The organism is Janthinobacterium sp. MP5059B (genome assembly GCF_001758645.1).
Taxonomy (GTDB): Bacteria; Pseudomonadota; Gammaproteobacteria; order Burkholderiales; family Burkholderiaceae_D; genus Janthinobacterium; species Janthinobacterium lividum.
Genome location: NZ_LRHX01000006.1, coordinates 1,077,540 through 1,094,408 on the forward strand (window position 1 = coordinate 1,077,540; position 16,869 = coordinate 1,094,408).

Sequence of the window (16,869 nt, forward strand, 5' to 3'; positions counted from 1 at the left end):
CGGCAACAATTCGTGTATGCCCATGCATGCCTGCCACCTGCCGTTCACCTGCCTCAGGCCATGTTCGCATACTCGGGCAGCGCGATGGCATCGGCCTTGGGCGTCAGGAACCTGGCCAGGATCGTCTTGATAATTGGCACATTTGACATGCGCAACATGGCATGGCCAACGGCGATCCCGGCGCGCGAATGCGGCGAAGCCAGGCGCGGCGCGAAGGTGGGCACGTCCTGCGCCTGATCGACATAGGGGCGCATGATCGTTTCATACGCGGCAAATGCCTGCGTATGATCGTCGTGGCGTCCCAGTTCCCCGGCCAACACGTAAGCGCCGCACATGCCCAGGCTCGTGCCCATGCCGCTGATGGGCGAGGCGCAATAGGCGGCGTCGCCGACGAGGGCAATCCGTCCCTTCGACCAGCGCGGCATTTTGACCTGGGAAATCTGGTCGAAATACAGGTCGGTGGCGTCATCCAGGGCCGCCAGGATGCGCGGCGTTTCCCATTTCAGCGCGCCGAACTTCTGCTTCAGCAGGGCTTTTTGCTCGGCAATCGGCAGCTTTTCATAGGCGCTGGGCGCTTCCTGGAATGACAGCAGGGCGCGCGTGGTGCCCAGGTTATCGGGCCGCAAGCATACGCTCAGCCCGCCAGGGGCATTGAACCAGCGCATCTGGCGCTCATCGCCTGGCGCGCGCGGGATGGTGAAATAGGCCGTGTAGAGCTTGAACGAGCGGCGCTGGACTTCGTCTCCGAACACCAGCTTGCGCGTATGCGAGCCGACGCCTTCGGCGCCGATGACGAGATCGAACATTTCTTCGCCGCCCTGTTCGAAGCGCACCTTGACGCCATGCGGCAATTCTTCCAGCGCGGCGATGCTGTCGCCAAAGCGGTAGTCGACCGCGTCGCGGCCATGCCCGATCAGCAGCCTGGCCAGTTCCCCCCGCAAGATTTCCAGCTCGGCTATCGGGCCGTTGCCGCCAAAGGCGCCGATGCCGAATTCCGCCTGCGTGCGGTCTTGCGCATCGACAAACCGGATGCCATCTTCATGCGTGCTTTTGGCGCGGATGGCGCTTTCGAGTCCCATGCGCTGGGCCACCAGCTTGCCTGCGCCGCGCACGTCGATCGTATGTCCGCCATCGCGAAACTCGGGCGCGCGCTCGACAACGGTGACGTCCATGCCCAGGCGCGACAGCCAGTAAGCCAGGGTGGGGCCGGCGACGCTGGCCCCCGTGACCAGGATTTTTCGTTTCTTCGTCATTTGATTTTCTTTTCTGCTGTGGTTGGCAAGGTGGTCTGGTAAACCGTGATCACTTGCTGGAGAAAGTGTTCTATCGTCGTACGCTCGTCGGCGGACAAGCCGCTCAGCACGGCGTCCAGTCCGTTGAGCATCGGCGCGATATGCCGGTACGTTTGCGCCACCGAGGCCTGCACCGGATGCACGAGCACGCGGCGCTTGTCGTCCTGCTGGCGTACGCGCGTCACGTGGCCGGCCCGTTCCAGGCGGTCGATGACGAGCGTCACGCCCGCCGTCGTGACGGACAGGCGCGAGGCCAGCTCATTCGGAGACAGCGGACCGTGCGTGATCAACTGCTCCATCAGGGCCAGGTCGGTCTGGTTGATGCCCATGGCGGTGCTCAGGTGCATTGCCGTTTCGCGCGTCAGGATCGCGATATCCTGCAACTGGCGGCCGATGACATCGCCGGCGATGTGCATGCCGCGCGGATCTTCTGCCGCGAATGTATTCATATGTGTTTCCTGGTCATGCATGGCTTACCTCAAGTTTTGCAGCGGTGGGAAAGAAAAACGTCACGCCCATGAAGGCGATGAGTATGCAGGTCTGTATCGTCAGTGCGGCACCCAGCGCCAGGTCCGGCGTCATGGCGGGATGCGCGGCAAAGAATGCGCCGCTGAACACGGCCACGCCGATCGAAGCGGCAATCGATTGCACGGCAGACAGCACGCCGGAACCGGAACCGATCTGCTTGTCATCGAGGGCCGCCAGGATGATGCTGAACAAGGCTGCGATCACGAGGCCGGCGCCGATGCCGCAGACCAGCATGCCGGGCACCACATGCCAGACAGAAAATGCCGCGGTATTGCCCAGTTCAAATTGCAGCAGCGCTACGCCGGCAAGCTGGACCCCGGCGCCCAGCTGCAGCACCTTGCGGCCGAAACGCGCCGCCAGGAACGCGCCGCTCAAGGTGGCGCCGCAGGCCGTGCCCACGGCGAATGGCAGGTTGGCAATGCTTGCTTCGCCCGCCGTCAAGCCATGCCCGATCTGCAGGAAGAGCGTCAGGACCAGCTGCATGCCGACGAGCGAACAAAAGAACAGGGCAATGCCGGCCAGTCCGGCCGTGTAGGCGGAGCGCTGGAAGATCGACGTCATGATGAGCGGCGCCTGTCCGGCGCGCACCACCGCGGACTGGCGCAGGCCGAACAGGCCGAAGCCCAGCACGGCCATCGCGATCACCGGCCATCCCCAGGCTGGCCATGCGCCAGCCTCACCCAGCGGCAAGACCAGGAACACGGACGACAGCACCAGCAGGCTGGCGCCGGCGAGGTCGATCTTGACGGAGCGGACGCCCGGACGGCGGGGCAGGTAGCGCCACGCCACCAGGAAACAGGCGATGCCGATGGGAATATTGATCAGGAACATGGCTCTCCAGCCCAGGCCGAACAAATTCGCCTCGAGCAGCATCCCGCCCAGCACGGGGCCGAGGATGCCCGCCAAGCCCAGGATGGGGCCGAAGATGCCAAACACCTTGGCCAGATCCGGCCCCTGGTAGTTTTCACGCAGCAACCCTAAACCTTGCGGCAACAGCATCGCACCGGCCAGCCCTTGCAGCAGGCGACAGGCAATCAGCGCGGCGATGGTCGGCGCCACGGCGCACAGCAGCGAGGCGATGGTAAACGCGGCCAGGCCGTAGAGAAACATGGCGCGCCGCCCGAAGCGGTCGCCCAGCCGCCCGCCGAGCACCAGGCCAGCGCCCAATGCCAGCGCGTAGCCGCCGATGACCCATTGCATCTGGGCCGGGCTGGCCCCCAGCGACCCGATCAATGCAGGTCCGCCGACATTGACGATGGTGGATGCGGCAAGATCCATGATTTCGGAAACGATCATGACCAGTAAAATCGGCCAGCGAGGCAGTGCGGCAGTCTTCATTCGAATTAATAGCTAACTTAGTTAGCAATAAAGCGAGACAGTATACGGCCTGCCTATCTTTGTCAATGGCTCAAGCCGGCTTTTCATTCCACGCCATGATGCGCTCGCGCAGCCAGCGGTGGCCGGGCTCCAGGTGCATGCGCTCGTGCCAGACCATGGCCATCTCGTAGTCGGGCAGGCCGACGGGCGGCTCGCATGTGCGCAGGGCGCCCAGCGCATTCTTCAGCAGGCGCGACGGCAGCAGGGCCACCATGTCGGATGCGGCCAGCAGGGGAGGCACGATGAGGAAGTGCGGCACGGACAGCACCACCTTGCGCGTGCGCCCCAGCTGTTCCAGGGCCGTATCGACGTTGCTGCGAAAACCCCCGCCGTTGGGCGAGACGACGATGAATTCCAGCGCGCAAAACTGCTCGAGGTCGGGCGGCGTTTGCAGCAGCGGGTGGTCGCGGCGGCCCGCCAGTACATAGTGTTCGGTGAACAGGGTGCGATGGCGCAAGCCGGGCGGCGCTTCTTCCTGCGCCAGAAAGCCCAGGTCGACCTGGCCGCTTTCCAGGTCGTGCGCCATGCGCGCCGGCACGGCTTCGAAGACGGCCATGCGCGACAGCGGCGCCTGCGCGCGCAGGGCGGGCAGCATCGGCAGCAGGATCGCATACTCGGTGGCGTCGGCCGCCGCCAGGTTCCAGCGTATCTCGGCCGTGGCTGGCTCGAACGCCTGTTCCGGCTGCAAGACTTGCTCCAACTGGGCCAGCACGGCTTGCAAGGGCGCGAACAGGGCCAGCGCCCGCGCCGTGGGCAGCATGCCGCGCGGGCCGGGCAAGAGTAGCGGATCGTCGAAAGCGGCACGCAGTTTGCCCAGCTGCACGCTGACGGAAGGCTGGCTCAGGTGCAGCCGCGCCGCCGCCCGCGTGACATTGCGCTCGATCAACAGCGCATTCAGGGTCAGCAGCAGATTCAAGTCCATCTTACGCAAATTGTTCATGGCTATACCTTGTATATCAACTATTCATTTCCACTATGATAGCGCAAGCCCTACAGTAGTTCCTGTGATCTCCACTCCTCATCTATTACAGGAATAAACTGATGCAACTCCATGAATATACAAGCTTTGATGGTATGGGACTGGCCCAGCTGTTGCGCGAAGGCGACGTCTCGGCCGTCGAATTGCACGACGCGGCCGTACGCGCCTGCGCCGCCGTCAACCCGCAGATCAACGCCGTGGTCGAGCTGTGGCCGGCGGATTTGACTGCCATTGACAACACAGTCAGCACTGCGCCGTTCGCCGGCGTACCTTTCCTGATCAAGGACGTGGCCGTCACCATGGCCGGCAAGCGCAGCGAAGCGGGCAGCCGCCTGGGCGCCGGCCATGTCGCCGCGCTCGATTCCCACCTGATGACGCAGTTTCGCGCCGCCGGCTTGGCGACGTTCGGCCGCACAAGCACGCCGGAAATGGCCTTTGCCACCACCACGGAACCCGTGCTGTACGGCGCCACGCGCAATCCCTGGAATTTGGCATTGAGCGCGGGCGGCTCCAGCGGCGGCGCGGCAGCGGCCGTGGCAGCCGGCATCGTGCCGCTGGCCCATGCGACGGATGCGGCCGGTTCCATCCGCGTGCCGGCCGCGTCGACGGGCCTGTTCGGCTTCAAACCGAGCCGGGGCCGCGTCTCGAACGGCCCCGCCATGGACGAGATCTTCAGCGGCCTGGGCGTGCAGCTGGGCGTGAGCCGCACGGTGCGCGACAGCGCCGCCTTGCTGGACGCCGTGCAGGGAATACTGCCGGGCGAGCCATATCTGACGAGTCCGCCCAGCCACAGCTGGCTGTCGCAGGTGAGCGCGGCGCCGGGCAAGCTGCGCATCGGCGTGCAGCGTGCCGCCTGCAATGGCACCCATCCCGTGCCCGCCGTCGACGCCGCGCTGGACGCCACCGTGCGCCTGCTGCAAAGCCTGGGCCACCACGTGGAAGAAGTGCAAGCCCCGCTGGGCGTGTCGTGGCAAGCGTTCGTGCATGCCAATGCCAGTATCTGGTGCGCCAACCTGGTGCCGTGGATCGATGCCCTGGCGCAAGAAAGCGGGCGCGCCGTGTCGCTGGACAACCTCGAACCGGCGACCCTGGCCTGTTACCGCCATGGCCAGACGATCTCTGCCGTCGATTTCGTGGCGGCCCTCGACGTGCGCAATACCGTCACGCGCCAGGCTGGCGCCTTGTTTGGGCAGTATGACGTCTTGCTGACGCCGACCATGCCGGATGTGCCGTGGCAGCTGGGCCGCTATGGCGAAAAGGAGGAACAGCTTGACGGTGTTGGCTGGACGGCGCGCCTGTTCGAGCATTCGCCGTACACGCCGCTGGCAAACGTGGCGGGCTTGCCGGCCATGTCCGTGCCTTTGGGCATGTCGGATGAAGGTTTGCCGATCGGCATGCAGTTCATGGCGGGCTACGCCAAGGATGGCGTGCTGCTGCGCCTGGCTGGCCAGCTGGAGCGGGCGGCGCCGTGGGCACAGAGGCGGCCGCCCGTGTGGGCAGGTAATTAAGGAGGGGGATTACAGGGCGGCGAGGCGGGCCGCACCGCGGCTTTCCAGGCGAAAGCGGACTTTTTCCCACAGCCGGTCGTGGAAGGGCAGGATGATCACGTTGCAGATCGGCTCAACCACAGCCAGCAAGCCGCCGAAGGCCATGGAACCCGTGGCCCAGTACATGACGCCGAAAGCCACGCCCATGTGCAGCGCCGTCTGGCTGAGCTTTTCGCCGGCCAGGGCGGCAATGCCCAGGCGGCTGGCGGCGTAGCGGTGGCGGATCGCGTGCCAGGCTTTTTCATGCCATGGCAGCAGGGCCACGTTGATGACCGGTTCGATGATTGCGGCCAAGCCACCGAGCGCCAGGGATCCCGTCAGCAAGTAGGCGAGGCCGAAGGCGATCGACATATGCGTGCAGACCTGGCTGAATGTTTTGATGGCTGTGAACAAGGGACGCTCCTTTCTGTTGAATTCGCTTATCCTTGACTTAGATAGTAACGATTCTCATTTACAAAAGGAAGTAAAATATTTCAACTGAATCCATAGATTAAGACTATGGATTGAGAAATATCAATTGTCCTTACTGGATTATGGATGGCTTCAGGCACGCGCGGGGGAGGGGAGATGCTTCGCCAGGGCATGTGCTGCGCATGTGAGCAGCAAGGCTCCCATGCGCAGTTGGGCAAAGGCTGTTACGGCAGGGTTTTCAGTACATTCTTCGTCGGCACGGAGAAATTATAGTTGTCGTGGCGGTCCCAGTTGATCGACCACGTCATTACGCCACGGAAGTCCGGATACGCCTGCAGCGGCTTGATGGTGCCGCAGTTGAGCAGACGCGTCAGGCAATTCAGGGCATTGCTGACGTCGGCATTCGTCGTGAACCCGGAACCGGCCGAACTGCGCCCCGACGGCACGCCGAAGCCCACCTGGTCCGGTCGCAATCCGGCGAAGGTATTGCCGCCATAATTGAACCCCTCGATCAGCATGCGCGCCGTGGCCACCAGCTGGTCGGCCGAGCCCGCCTTGATGGCGCCCGTGGCGTACGGCGTGTAGATGTCGCCATTGTTGTAGTACTGCGGGTGCAGCACCGTCAGCTCGCTGCGCAAGGCATTGATGATGGGAATATAGGCGCCCCAGATGCTGCCATAGCTCGTGTATCCCCCTTCCACATACACCCATTCCGGCGCCATCGACAGGTAAAAACTGCTGCCGACCTTGGTTTTCAGGTTTTTCACGGCGATCGGCAGATAAGTCTGGATGGCCGCGCCTTGCGCCACGCCGTTTTCCAGGTCCAGGTCGATACCGTCGAAGCCATACTTGGTGATGATGGCGTACAGGCTATTGGTGAAATTCGTCGCTTCGGCCGTGTTGCCGACGGAAACGGAACCGTTTTGCCCGCCCAGCGACAGGATGACTTTCTTGCCTTTCGCGCGCTTGGCCGCCACGTCGGCGATGAATTGCGCTTCCGTGCCCGCGCCCGGATCGATGGTCAGGCTGACATTGCCGCCGCCCGCGTTGTCGCCGAAGGAGACGACGATCACGTCCCAGTCATCGCTGACCTGGCTGATCGGATACGTGGCGCCGCTGGGGTTGGTGAAGTTGTGCCAGTAGCCGATCAGCGCGTGCTTGGCCAGGCCGGTGGGCGTTGGCGTTGGAGTAGGCGTTGGTGTCGGGGTCGGGGTCGGCGTTGGTGTGGGTGTTGGCGTCGGTGTCGGGGTGGGAGTCGGCGTAGGTGTTGGGGTAGGCGTCGGGGTAGGAGTCGGCGTGCCGCAGTCTCCCACCGCCGTCCAGGGCTGGCCGCTGCCGGCGCCGCCACTGCTGGTCGATGGGTTATTGCCTTGCGTCCACCAGTTGGCCGTGTAATTGACGTTGTTGTAGCTGGCCTGGCCGCCGCCGTTGTAGGCGGTACCGCTGTTCCACGGCGTGTAGCAGGCCACTGCTGCGGTCGCGCCAGCCAACAACTGGCTCGCGCCGCCGCTGGATCCATCGCCGCCGCCACCGCCGCAGGCGGCCAGGGTGCCGCCGAAGAGGGTAAGGATGAGGGTATTCATGACTGTCCGGTTCACTTGCATCTCCTTGTGTGTTTTTAGTATGGCCGGGCGGCTGGACACCGTCCGCCGTTTCAGAGTGCAAGCATTACAAGTGGTAGTCAACTGGTTTTATTCATTGCGCAAGATCACAATACCAGTTGTGGCATTACCCCATGAGATGGGCGATGCGAGCCATACCAGTGCCTGTTTTCCAGTGCGCTGGTATGGTGTCCGGAATGGTGCCGGGAGCAGGGCGGGGAAGGGAGGAGGACGCCAGGCAAAGTCTATGGCACCGTTTCCTTGCGCAAATTGGCGTACAGCACGCGCGACGCGACAGGTCCAGCCGCATCTGCGTCAAGGCCACCGTCTGGCGCCAATACTTGCCACGGGCAATAACTTACCACCAGGCAAGGCGCTAAGTCCGCGCGCCTCATCAGGCAATGTCTTTTTTTCAAGGGTTCCATGTTCCGCTCCTGAAAGAAAACCTGTAACTTCCTGCATGGCAGCGTGTCATGACGAAAGCGGAAATAATGAAAAAGATATTGATACTGGGTGCAGGCGGACAGGTGGCGCAGTGGGTCATCCGCGCCTTCGCGGGCCGTGAGGACATCGCCTTGACGCTGTTGTTGCGCAATCCCGGCAAGCTGCCTACGCCAGTCCCGGCCAACGGCACGGTGCTGGCCGGCGACGTGCTGGACGAGGCATTGCTGCGGCAAACGATGCCCGGTCACGATCTGGTCTACGCCAATCTGGTGGGCGACGACATGGAAGACCAGGCCAACAGCATCATTGCCGCCATGCGGGCATCCAGTGTCGGGCGCCTGGTTTTCGTCCTGTCGATGGGCATCTACGATGAAGTCCCCGGCAAATTCGGCGCATGGAACAACGCCAGGCTGGCGGAACACCTGAAACCATTCCGCCGCGCCGCCGACGCCATCGAAGCGTCCGGCCTGGCATACACCATCGTGCGCCCAGCCTGGATGACGGACGAAGACGAAGTCGACTACGAACTGACGACGCGCCACGCGCCATTCAAAGGCACCGTGGTATCGCGCAAGAGCGTGGCAGACCTGATCGCCAGCATCATCGAAGCGCCAGACTTGCACCTGCACGCCAACCTGGGCGTGAACAAACCAAACACGGACGGGGACAAGCCGTATTTCATGTAGCTTGTCCAAGCGAAGATACCCAGTGGCCACGACAGCGGCACGCAGATGGGTGAAATCGCATTTGCGATTGGGGAGTTGGCGAAATGGGGGTTTTCTCAAATCCCTCTCATAATTTCGCATAATTTATATTATGTAAAATTGATGATGAGGAGTGGGAGATACTTTTAGTAGTATCTTCGTCCGTTGAAGTAAATGTGCTACGGCTTCTGAAGTGAATTTGCTACTCAAAGAATCGCGCCCGCCCTGCATGCGCGTTTGATTGATGAACTGGTACGATCGAGCCGCCTTGACCGGCATTCTGTTCATGCTCAAGACAGGATTGCCTTGGGAATATCTTCCTCGTGATCATGAACTGGGCTGTGGCATCGCATCGCATCGCCCGAGCGCCTTGGCAAATGGCGCTGGGTAGTCGAACGCACCCTGGGCCGGCTCCACCGTTTCCGTCGGCTGCGGATTCGCTATGAACGTCTTGCCGATACCCACCAGGCATTCCTCAGCGCTTTTATCAAATTTACTCTCATCCTTGCGGCCCATCGACTACGAATTCAGTAGGCTGGGCATACGTCAATTTACTCTCAAACCTCGCCGCACGCCTACTTTCACTTAATCAATGTAAGTTCCTCACCGTAGCAAGAAAAAAAAGAGACCTAAATAGAAGCTACACATTTTGTTATTTCCGCATTAATTTTTTCCACTTTTGCCTTATTCAATGAATCTTTCGCCTCCTCCAAAGAAATAGTTGACTCGACTTCCTGAACTCTGATTTTTGGCATTCCAGGATAGAGATCTAGCCTCTGACTAGAGAATAAAGAATTCCTATAGGTCAAATTAGCACTACCAACCACAACGTTTGCATTATCCAACTTTTTTAATGACGCTGTTAATTCATCTGTTTTTGGGGATAATAAATCAACGGAAATTTGCGCCTTCCTTAGCTTCCCTCTAACATCATCGATTTTTTCATTAATAAAAACAGGAGTATCACTCAAATATTTATTCTCTATTGATCTAAATTGCACTCCATTCCTATACATGCAGGCCATCGCATCACCGGCCTTTTCATAGTTGGCAGCTTGTATCTTAAGTTGATAGCGTTGTGAAGCGATTGATGCTCCCGCTGACAACACACCTCCCGAAACAGCTATCTCCACAGATTTAGCCACTCCCCCAACAATAGCAGCAATGCCACCGAGTAACGTCAAATCAGCGTTGTCGAATTCTGAGGAGCGTAAGTTATCAGCAGTTGAGTAATATGAATCAGTATAAATTTTTAAATTATTCACTGCCTGCAGGATGCTAGTGGCTGGAATTAACCCGCCCCTTTTAAAATCCGGTTGAGTTGGCATTTCCACACTTCCACCATTTGGCTCAACAATAGGCAATGGCCTTAAGTTATTACAGGCTGGCAGAGAAACCACAATAAATGAAACAAATAACGCTTTTTTCATTGCAGCCTCCAATTCACTTAAGATGACTTACGATAACATTGAAACATGCTGAAAATCAATTAAATAATAATTGTATTTTTAGCATTTATGAGTAATTATAAAAATTATTAATTTATCACCTAAATTAAACATAGCGCTCCCAGCCGATGATCAACATTTTTTGAGCTCGGCCGTCCAGTTCCTTGAGTGCTTTATGAATGCGAGCCTTCTGATCGTAGGCCGTTGCCTTAGCCACATTTAGTTCTTTCGCCGCCGCCGTAATTGACACCCCGCGCTCAAAAAAAATCAAATGATGGCTCCTCGCATGTTCCTTTTCGTCAGTCCAGTACAGGAACCAAGCACTAATTTTGTCAGCGTCACGATAGCTTCACGATAGTCAGGCAGCGGCATCATCGGGGTCTCTGCAAATCGATGATGCCTATTTTTCCACAACATATTGCACAACGTATTGTATGATCGGGTTTCACCGAGGAGTAACGTTAAAATGCGCTATCACTTATATCTGCTTCAAACGCTATCGGCGCTGTCCATAGTGTGCACATCGGGGGCGTTTGCCGAGGAACCGGGCATTTCACGAGATGAAAAAGGGGCGATCATCGCCTCCCTTGATAGCACCTTGAAGGCGAACTACCCGTTTCCCGACATCGCAAGAAAAATTGCGCCGGTGCTTCAGGAGCGTCTGAAAAAGGGAGATTATGATTCCGCGGCCACGAAGGCAGAGTTTGCGGGCAAGTTGACCGACGATCTCCTCAAAGTCAGCGGCGACCTGCATTTCTTCGTGGGGGCTGACGCAAAATGGATCGCGGAATTCAAGGCGAAGGCCAATCCGGCGCTCAAGGCCAAGATACGAAAAGAAGAATTGAGCACGCTGGAGGAGAGCAATTTCGGTTTCGATGAGGTCGCTCGCCTGAAGGGAAATATCGGCTATATACGATTCAGCTATTTTGCCGATCCGGAACTTGCCTATGATACGGCCGCGTCCGTCATGCGCTTCGTCGGCAATACGGATGCCCTCATCATCGATTTGCGCTATAACAATGGTGGACATCTGGAAATGGCGCAATTTCTAGCGAGCTATTTCTTTTCCAGCGAGAAAGACCAGCTGCTCTTCGACTATTACTATAATGAGGATGGCAAGCGTATCCAGCGCGGGCAATGGGTGCTGCCGGGCCTGCCTGGCAAGCGCATGGTGGACAAGCCGGTCTATATCCTGACCGGCTCCACGTCGTTTTCCTCCGCAGAATGGTTTTCCTATGCGATGAAGAAGCTCGGGCGAGCGACACTGATCGGGGAGCGGACCGCCGGCGGCGCGCATCCGGTTGCACGCAAGCCGCTCAACGACGATTTTTTCGTGCAGGTACCGATCGGCCAGATCCAGGATCCCGTGGACCGTGGCGATTTCGAAGGAGCCGGCGTCCAACCCGATATCCCAAGCCCGTCCATCCGCGCACTGCCTCTGGCGCACAAGCTGGCGCTTGAGAATCTGGCGAAGACCGATGACGCCAGGCGAACCGAATTTGCCTGGCTGCTCCCAAGCTTGACGGCAGCCATCGAGCGCCCGCACGTCGATGCCGGAATGTTGGCGAAAGCCGCCGGAAAATATGAAGGCCGCCAGCTCATCCTGGAGAATGGCACACTTTACTATATCTGGCGCGACCGGTTCCGCGTCGCCCTGGAGCCGATCGGTCCCGACCTGTTCGCGGTGGAAGGCGTGTCCGATTTTCGATACCGCTTGAATGTTTCGCGCGGAAAAGTGACGGCGCTGGAACGGGTGAATCAGGACGGCAGTATCCAGCGGTACCAGCGCCTTGACTAAGGGCACACCTGAGGGGACACATCACCCGGCCGCGATCGATGACGCCGTGTTTCTCGGCCGCGCTGTCGAACGGCTGAGCGTCCTGATCGCTGAGCAATCCCAGACTGTCTTCGATACGATGGGGATCGTCATCCCGGTTCGCTCGTGTTCGCTGATGACTGCTCTTGCAACGCTCGGCACGGCCTCCGCCTCGGATCTGGCGCGCGAACTCGGACATTCGCACCAGCTGGTCATGCAAAAGATACCCAAGCTGCTCCGTCTGGGCCTGATACAGTATCGGAATGATCACAATGATGCCCGGCGACGGATATTCATGCCAACCGATGAAGGCTTGTCGCAGCTTGCGAAATTCGAGCAGTGCACGGTGCTGATCCGGGCGGCCTATGCCGGCTTGTTTGCCGAGGTGGGGGACGTCAGGCAATTCGTAGATCGGGCCGCCGATGCGCTCAAGGAGAGGCCGCTGGACAAACGCATCAATTCTCCGGCCTGACCATGCCCTGAATTAAGGCTGCTGGCGCACCCGTCGCCTTCCTGCCGGAATACATTGATGTAGATCAATCAATTTTCCTACCGTGTGCAGCAGAATATGATCATTCGCAAGGCTCTGTCGAACAGACCATGGCAGAGCGCTTGGCTGGCACAACCATGCCCGACACATGCCTTGTCCCCAGCCCCACGCTCGCGCCTGCGCCCTGCCTACGCATGACCAACTTCACAAGGAATAACATGATCCCCACTACCATGAAAGCCGCCGTTGTCGAACAACTGGGCCAGCCGCTGGTGCTGCGCGACGTTCCCGTGCCGGTGCCAGGCCCCGGCCAGATCCTCGTCAAGACGGAAGCGTGCGGCGTGTGCCACACGGACTTGCATGCGGCGCGCGGCGACTGGGCCGTCAAGCCGACGCCGCCGTTCATTCCCGGCCACGAAGGCATCGGCCTCGTGGTGGCCGTGGGTACGGGCGTGACGGAAGTGCAGCTGGGCGACCGGGTCGGCGTGCCCTGGCTGTATTCGGCTTGCGGCCATTGCGAACATTGCCTGGCGGCCTGGGAAACCGTGTGCGCCGAGGCGCAGTTTGGCGGCTATACCAAGAATGGCGGCTTCGCCGAATACATCCTGGCCGACCCGCGCTACGTCGCGCATATTCCGGCGGGTCTGTCCGCCGTGCAGGCGGCGCCCATCATCTGCGCCGGCGTAACCAGTTACAAGGGCATCAAGGAAACGGGGGCGCGGCCGGGCCAGTGGCTGGCCGTGTCCGGCATTGGCGGACTGGGCCACCTGGCCATCGAATATGCGGTGGCCATGGGCTTGCGCGTGGCGGCCGTCGACATCGATGAAGGCAAGCTGGAGCACGCGCGCGCCCTGGGCGCCGAAGTGACCATCAATGCGCGCCAGGGCGACCCCGTCGCGGCCCTGCGCGAAGCGACCGGGGGCGGCGCCCACGGCGTGCTGATCACGGCGCCGTCGATCGATGCCTTCCAGCAAGGCGTGGCGATGACGCGCAAGCGCGGCACCTGCGTGCTGGTGGGCTTGCCGCCGGGAGACTTCCCGACGCCGCTGTTCGACGTGGTCGCCAATTGCGTGACGATACGCGGTTCCTTTGTCGGCACGCGCCAGGACATGGCCGAGGCGCTCGCCTTCGCCGCCACGGGCAAGGTCAAGGCCGGCGTGGAATTGCAGCCGCTGTCGGCCATCAACGAGATCTTCAGCCGGCTCGAACATGGCAAGGTTGCCTCGCGCGTGGTGCTCGATTTCAGCGGCAGCTGAACGACAGGCGGGCGGCGCGGTGTGTCGTGCGACGGCAATTTAATTGCCGTTGCTATGATGGCATCTCATAAGACACACCTAGGACACACCGATGAAGAAATCCCTCTCCGGCCTGCTGGCCTGCGCCGCCCTCGCCTTGTCCTTTTCGGCTGGGGCGGCCAGCGCGGCCGACCCGGCTGCGGCTGCGCTGCCCGGACACTATTACCTGCAAGGCGTCATGGAAACGGGTTCCGAACTGCTGCTGAAAAAAGACGGCAAGTTCGAATGGATGCTCAGCTATGGCAATACCGACGAGCAAGCCAGCGGCGAGTGGCGCGTTGCCGGCGACGTGGTGACCCTGGTGGCGGGCAACGGCGGCAAGGAACCACAGTTTCGCGTGTTCGAGGAATCGGAAATGCGCATCCAGAAACCCGCTGAAGCGGGCCTGTGGGTGGCCATCGTCGGCTTCCCCCGGCTGGGACCGATGGCCGGCGTGGAAGTAAAGTTCGAAGCGCAAAGCGGCAAGACGGCCACGGCCGTCAGCGTGGCGAACGGCGACGCCATCGTCCGCATGCCGGCGTCGGAAAGCTGGGTGCGCGCCGGCTTGCGCCGCCAGGGTTCAAAAGCCGACTATCAATGGCTGGCCGTGCCAGCCGGGCGGGCACAGGAACGCATCGCCGCATTCGCCGTTACCGATCCCCAGTGGTTGAGAGGCCAGGCATTCCAGAAGCTGTCCTTGCGCGTGGTCAAGGGCGGCCTGAAAGTGGACGATCCGGATCATGGCCTGGCCAGGGGCCTGTACGCCAAACCGGCATCGACGCAATAGCCTTCTTTCTCCGTCTCTCCATTCTCCCGGCACGTTGTCCTGGTCAAGAATAATGACCGGGGCAGTACGCGCACGCCCGTGCGCCGTTGACACCCCGCACGGTCTGTCCTATAGTCGCCGGGTTAACGACAAATGAGAATGAGAATCATGTTCAGTTCTATTAAGAAATGGCTCGTCTGCTATCCGCTCGTGGCCGCCAGCCTCAGCCTGTTACTGGCCGGAGGCGCGCAAGCGCAAGTGGCCGACCAGGCCGCCGGCGCCAAGCAGCTGTGGCAATTGATCGATTATGTTGCCGTCGATTACAGCGGCGCCGTCGAGCACGGTAAAGTGGTCAGCGAAGCGGAATACGCGGAAATGCTCGATTTTACGGACAACGCGACGACGCAGATCGCCGCCCTGCCCGCGCACGCTTCGCAAGCGGCCATCGCCGCCGCCATCGCCGACCTGCGCAAAGCCGTCGTCGCCAAGGCGGATGGCGCGGAAGTCAAGCGCCTGGCGCACCATGCGAACGGCTTGCTGATTGCCGCTTACCCAATTCCCGTGGCGCCGAAAGTGCTGCCCAACCTGGCGCGCGGCGCCGCCCTGTATGCGGCCCAGTGCGCCTCCTGCCACGGCGTGGCCGGCGGCGGCGACGGTCCGCTGGCGGCCAGCCTGGAACCGAAGCCGATCGCCTTCACGGATGGCGAACGGGCGCAGTCGCGCAGCCTGATGGCGCTGTACCAGGTCATTTCGCAAGGCGTGGCCGGCACCTCGATGGCCAGTTTTGGCCAGCTGTCCGAAAACGAGCGCTGGGACCTGGCGTTCTATGTCGGCGGTATGTCGCACGATGCGGCGGCAAGCGCGCGCGGAGAAAAGCTGTGGCAGGATGATCCGCGCAGCAAGAACTTGTACGCGGACCTGGCTGCCGTGACGACCCTGACGCAAGAAGCGGCCGCCGCCAAGCTGGGAGCGGACGAGGCGCAAGCCTTGACGGCGTACTTGCGCAGCAACCCTGGCAAGGCCGAGGCGCACAAGCCGGCCGGCCTGGCCCTGTCGCGTTTGCGCCTGGCGGAAAGCCTGGAGGCCATGCACGCGGGCGACCGCGCTGGCGCCACGCGCCTGGGCCTGTCGGCCTATCTGGACGGTTTCGAGCCGATCGAGCCGATGGTGGGCGCGCGCAACAAATCCCTGCTGCTGGCCGTGGAAAACGCCATGCTGGCTTACCGCTCCGCCGTGGCCAAGGGCACGGTGGCCGACGCCGACGCGGCCGGCGAAAAGCTGCAGCAACTGTTTACCCACGTGGAAGCGGAACTGGGCGACGCCAAAGCCGACCCGATGACGACCTTTGTCGGCGCCCTGACGATCTTGCTGCGCGAAGGCGTGGAAGCCTTGCTGATCGTCATCGGCATCATCGCCTTCCTGCGCAAGGCCAAGCGCAACGACGTGCTGCCCTATGTGCATGCGGGCTGGGCCAGCGCGCTGGTGGCGGGCGGCCTGACATGGGTGGCGGCAACGTATCTGGTGACCATCAGCGGCGCCAGCCGCGAAGTGAGCGAAGGCCTCGGTTCCGTGTTCGCGGCCCTGGTCCTGCTCAGCGTGGGCTTGTGGATGCACCAGAAGAGCAGCGCCGGACGCTGGCAGGAATACCTGCACGAGAAACTCACGGCGGCCATGACGCGGCGCTCCGCCTGGGGCCTGTTCGCCCTGGCCTTCATCGCCGTCTACCGCGAAGTCTTTGAAACCGTGCTGTTCTATTCCGCCCTGGCGGCGGACGGCAATGGCGGCGCCCTGCTGGGCGGCTTTCTGGTGGCCATCGTGCTGCTGGTCGTGATCGCCTGGGCCTTGCTGCGCACCAGCGCGCGCATGCCGATCGGCAAATTCTTCTCGTGGACGTCCGCCTTCGTGGCCGTGCTGGCCGTGATTTTGATGGGCAAAGGCGTGGCCGCGCTGCAGGAAGCGGGCTGGGTCGGCGTGAGCCCCGTCGATTTCATCCGCGTCGACCTGCTGGGCATCCTGCCGACCCTGGAAACCTTGCTGGCGCAGGCGGCCATCCTGGCCATCATCGTCGTTGGCTATGGCTGGAACCGCGTTTCTGCGGGCAAGCGCAAGCTGGCTTGACCTTGTAGAGCCGGCACGGGCAAGCTGCCAGTGCCGGCCATGGCGCGCCTGGTCAGGCGCGCCATCCCTCCCCC

15 protein-coding genes and 1 pseudogene are annotated in these 16,869 nt (G+C 61.2%); 8 read left to right on the plus strand and 8 right to left on the minus strand.

Annotation, left to right across the window (positions count from 1 at the left end):
• Nucleotides 1-53: 53 nt before the first annotated feature.
• The 4 genes from JAB1_RS09395 to JAB1_RS09410 form a co-directional block, all read right to left on the minus strand.
• Entirely contained in the window at nucleotides 54-1,253 is a 1,200-nt protein-coding gene (locus JAB1_RS09395; RefSeq protein WP_070279590.1) for an FAD-dependent monooxygenase, read from the minus strand.
• Nucleotides 1,250-1,741, minus strand: a complete 492-nt coding sequence (locus JAB1_RS09400) for a MarR family transcriptional regulator (RefSeq protein WP_083299677.1) — start codon at nucleotides 1,739-1,741, stop codon at nucleotides 1,250-1,252. The genes JAB1_RS09395 and JAB1_RS09400 overlap by 4 nt, the downstream gene beginning before the upstream one ends.
• A gap of 13 nt (nucleotides 1,742-1,754) precedes the next feature.
• Complete coding sequence (locus tag JAB1_RS09405) at nucleotides 1,755-3,116, minus strand: MFS transporter (RefSeq protein WP_217494276.1); 1,362 nt, start codon at nucleotides 3,114-3,116, stop codon at nucleotides 1,755-1,757.
• A 112-nt stretch (nucleotides 3,117-3,228) separates the two neighbouring features.
• Nucleotides 3,229-4,137, minus strand: coding sequence for a LysR family transcriptional regulator (locus tag JAB1_RS09410; RefSeq protein WP_070279592.1), 909 nt, complete (start codon nucleotides 4,135-4,137; stop codon nucleotides 3,229-3,231).
• A gap of 101 nt (nucleotides 4,138-4,238) precedes the next feature.
• On the opposite strand from JAB1_RS09410, the gene JAB1_RS09415 reads away from it, so the two are divergent.
• On the plus strand, nucleotides 4,239-5,684 hold the full coding sequence (locus JAB1_RS09415) for an amidase (protein WP_070279593.1): 1,446 nt from the start codon (nucleotides 4,239-4,241) through the stop codon (nucleotides 5,682-5,684).
• A gap of 9 nt (nucleotides 5,685-5,693) precedes the next feature.
• Here JAB1_RS09415 and JAB1_RS09420 read toward each other — a convergent pair whose 3' ends face one another.
• Together JAB1_RS09420 and JAB1_RS09425 are read right to left on the minus strand one after the other, a co-directional pair.
• On the minus strand, nucleotides 5,694-6,116 hold the full coding sequence (locus tag JAB1_RS09420; protein WP_071653321.1) for a DUF2061 domain-containing protein: 423 nt from the start codon (nucleotides 6,114-6,116) through the stop codon (nucleotides 5,694-5,696).
• Nucleotides 6,117-6,358: 242 nt separating this feature from the next.
• Nucleotides 6,359-7,717, minus strand: a complete 1,359-nt coding sequence (locus JAB1_RS09425; RefSeq protein WP_254672018.1) for a glycosyl hydrolase family 18 protein — start codon at nucleotides 7,715-7,717, stop codon at nucleotides 6,359-6,361.
• Nucleotides 7,718-8,226: 509 nt separating this feature from the next.
• Between JAB1_RS09425 and JAB1_RS09430 the strand changes: the two genes are divergently transcribed.
• Both JAB1_RS09430 and JAB1_RS28725 read left to right on the plus strand, forming a co-directional pair.
• Nucleotides 8,227-8,865 carry an SDR family oxidoreductase gene (locus tag JAB1_RS09430; RefSeq protein WP_070279885.1) on the plus strand — a complete coding sequence of 213 codons (639 nt, stop codon included), beginning with the start codon at nucleotides 8,227-8,229 and terminating at the stop codon, nucleotides 8,863-8,865.
• Nucleotides 8,866-9,252: 387 nt separating this feature from the next.
• Nucleotides 9,253-9,417: pseudogene (locus JAB1_RS28725) on the plus strand (transposase); the annotation flags it as partial.
• Nucleotides 9,418-9,512: 95 nt separating this feature from the next.
• Here JAB1_RS28725 and JAB1_RS29520 read toward each other — a convergent pair.
• Entirely contained in the window at nucleotides 9,513-10,313 is an 801-nt protein-coding gene (locus JAB1_RS29520; RefSeq protein WP_139144502.1) for a hypothetical protein, read from the minus strand.
• Nucleotides 10,314-10,437: 124 nt separating this feature from the next.
• Nucleotides 10,438-10,602, minus strand: coding sequence for a hypothetical protein (locus tag JAB1_RS29525; protein WP_175445038.1), 165 nt, complete (start codon nucleotides 10,600-10,602; stop codon nucleotides 10,438-10,440).
• Nucleotides 10,603-10,797: 195 nt separating this feature from the next.
• Between JAB1_RS29525 and JAB1_RS09440 the strand changes: the two genes are divergently transcribed.
• The 5 genes from JAB1_RS09440 (at nucleotide 10,798) to JAB1_RS09460 (ending at nucleotide 16,795) form a co-directional block, all read left to right on the plus strand.
• A complete protein-coding gene (locus JAB1_RS09440; protein WP_070279595.1) occupies nucleotides 10,798-12,129 on the plus strand; it encodes a S41 family peptidase in 1,332 nt (443 codons plus the stop codon).
• Nucleotides 12,122-12,619 (plus strand): MarR family winged helix-turn-helix transcriptional regulator, encoded by a 498-nt coding sequence (locus tag JAB1_RS09445; RefSeq protein ID WP_217494277.1) that lies wholly within the window; start codon nucleotides 12,122-12,124, stop codon nucleotides 12,617-12,619. The genes JAB1_RS09440 and JAB1_RS09445 overlap by 8 nt, the downstream gene beginning before the upstream one ends.
• 239 nt (nucleotides 12,620-12,858) lie before the next feature.
• Entirely contained in the window at nucleotides 12,859-13,893 is a 1,035-nt protein-coding gene (locus tag JAB1_RS09450) for a zinc-dependent alcohol dehydrogenase (RefSeq protein ID WP_217494289.1), read from the plus strand.
• A 91-nt stretch (nucleotides 13,894-13,984) separates the two neighbouring features.
• Entirely contained in the window at nucleotides 13,985-14,698 is a 714-nt protein-coding gene (locus tag JAB1_RS09455; RefSeq protein ID WP_070279597.1) for a hypothetical protein, read from the plus strand.
• A gap of 147 nt (nucleotides 14,699-14,845) precedes the next feature.
• Complete coding sequence (locus JAB1_RS09460; protein ID WP_139144504.1) at nucleotides 14,846-16,795, plus strand: cytochrome c/FTR1 family iron permease; 1,950 nt, start codon at nucleotides 14,846-14,848, stop codon at nucleotides 16,793-16,795.
• Nucleotides 16,796-16,869 lie beyond the last annotated feature (74 nt).

What these genes read in the sequence shown, in the direction of transcription:
- JAB1_RS09425 (WP_254672018.1), bottom strand. Translation starts at nt 7,717, where the DNA reads ATGAATACCCTCATCCTTACCCTCTTCGGCGGCACCCTGGCCGCCTGC.
- JAB1_RS09415 (WP_070279593.1), top strand. Translation starts at nt 4,239, where the DNA reads ATGCAACTCCATGAATATACAAGCTTTGATGGTATGGGACTGGCCCAG.
- JAB1_RS09460 (WP_139144504.1), top strand. Translation starts at nt 14,846, where the DNA reads ATGTTCAGTTCTATTAAGAAATGGCTCGTCTGCTATCCGCTCGTGGCC.
- JAB1_RS09395 (WP_070279590.1), bottom strand. Translation starts at nt 1,253, where the DNA reads ATGACGAAGAAACGAAAAATCCTGGTCACGGGGGCCAGCGTCGCCGGC.
- JAB1_RS09455 (WP_070279597.1), top strand. Translation starts at nt 13,985, where the DNA reads ATGAAGAAATCCCTCTCCGGCCTGCTGGCCTGCGCCGCCCTCGCCTTG.
- JAB1_RS09400 (WP_083299677.1), bottom strand. Translation starts at nt 1,741, where the DNA reads ATGAATACATTCGCGGCAGAAGATCCGCGCGGCATGCACATCGCCGGC.
- JAB1_RS09405 (WP_217494276.1), bottom strand. Translation starts at nt 3,116, where the DNA reads ATGATCGTTTCCGAAATCATGGATCTTGCCGCATCCACCATCGTCAAT.
- JAB1_RS29520 (WP_139144502.1), bottom strand. Translation starts at nt 10,313, where the DNA reads ATGAAAAAAGCGTTATTTGTTTCATTTATTGTGGTTTCTCTGCCAGCC.
- JAB1_RS09440 (WP_070279595.1), top strand. Translation starts at nt 10,798, where the DNA reads ATGCGCTATCACTTATATCTGCTTCAAACGCTATCGGCGCTGTCCATA.
- JAB1_RS09430 (WP_070279885.1), top strand. Translation starts at nt 8,227, where the DNA reads ATGAAAAAGATATTGATACTGGGTGCAGGCGGACAGGTGGCGCAGTGG.
- JAB1_RS09410 (WP_070279592.1), bottom strand. Translation starts at nt 4,137, where the DNA reads ATGAACAATTTGCGTAAGATGGACTTGAATCTGCTGCTGACCCTGAAT.